Annotated in this window: 2 protein-coding genes; one reads left to right on the plus strand and one right to left on the minus strand. The window is 34.2% G+C overall.

What is annotated here, in order from left to right; all coding sequences use genetic code 11:
* Nucleotides 1-154, plus strand: a 154-nt coding sequence (locus tag ACS8FC_RS19175; protein ID WP_439297960.1) for an SEC-C metal-binding domain-containing protein, incomplete at its 5' end; no start/stop codon positions are given.
* On the opposite strand, the gene ACS8FC_RS19180 is transcribed toward ACS8FC_RS19175, so the two are convergent.
* Nucleotides 126-596: hypothetical protein (locus ACS8FC_RS19180; RefSeq protein WP_439297959.1), on the minus strand; the 471-nt coding region annotated here is incomplete at its 5' end. The two genes, ACS8FC_RS19175 and ACS8FC_RS19180, sit on opposite strands and share 29 nt — an antisense overlap.

Raw genomic sequence — 596 nt, forward strand, 5'->3', positions numbered from 1 at the left:
GCTGTCTACCTTTGTGAAGGTAAAAGACAAAAATAGTGACGATGCGCGTTGGTACTTTTTAGATCCGACGGTTGCGATGACGGTAACGCAAAAGCAACCGTGTATTTGCGGATCTGGTGAGAAATTTAAGCGGTGTTGTGGGATGTATGTGTAGCCGACTGAACATCAATAAGCCCTAAGCTTTTGACATTTTCAATAAAAGACACAATCTCATTGGTGGTTTGTTCAATCCAATTATCTCTGGAACTTTTGTCAACAATATTGCATACACTACTAACATCTCTAAAATTCAGTGGGATACTTGGAAACTTGTTACCTCCTAAGTACCATTTTTCACCACTATCTTTCATGCTTATATCCAATACGGCTATTTTCTTAGCTAAATAATCAATTTTATATGGATATCTAGTTTGCTTTCCATTTATTGAAGCAGTAACACCAAAATATAAATTATTCTTTAATTGTAAAAATAGATTTATATCATAGCCTTCTAAAGAACCAATTTTGTAATATATTCCATAGTTATCATTCCCGCTACCATATTTATAGTAATTGGCTATTGCTTTTTTCTCGTTACAAACCTGTAATGTCGTATC

It is taken from the genome of Psychrobacter sp. 1Y4, assembly GCF_051847555.1.